Origin of the sequence: Methylophaga sp. UBA4204 (assembly GCF_002379485.1) — a bacterium.
GTDB lineage: Bacteria > Pseudomonadota > Gammaproteobacteria > Nitrosococcales > Methylophagaceae > Methylophaga.
In genome coordinates this window covers 8,942-9,294 of record NZ_DFTU01000074.1, presented here as the reverse complement: position 1 = coordinate 9,294, position 353 = coordinate 8,942, and the positions used below count along the sequence as shown (strand labels likewise).

Sequence of the window (353 nt, the reverse complement as noted above, 5' to 3'; positions counted from 1 at the left end):
GGACAGTTTGTGTTACAGAATTATCGTCATGTCGGTCAGCAATCAGACCATTTGCGTTTAACCGTAAAACTGGATGATGGGCGTGAAATCACGGCAATGGCGTTTCGTCAAACAGCTCCAGTATGGCTCCAGATTGGACAGAAGGTTGTCTTGCACTACCGTCTGGATGTAAATGAGTTTCGACAAAGCAAATCACTACAGTTGCTGGTTGATAACCTGTTGCCGAGTTAAATATCCAGTGTTTGAATAGTTACCTGCTGTCGAAAATCGGCCAGTTCATCACCGTGAAATAATTCTGTTCCGGCGTGCATGACGGTACCGGCTCCACAGGCAATACCATAACGCAGTGCTGT

General features: G+C 46.2%; 1 pseudogene. It reads left to right on the top strand.

The annotated features are described in order from the left end of the window. Positions 1–231: pseudogene (locus B3182_RS10720) on the top strand (single-stranded-DNA-specific exonuclease RecJ); the annotation flags it as partial. Between the last annotated feature and the right edge of the window lie 122 nt (positions 232–353).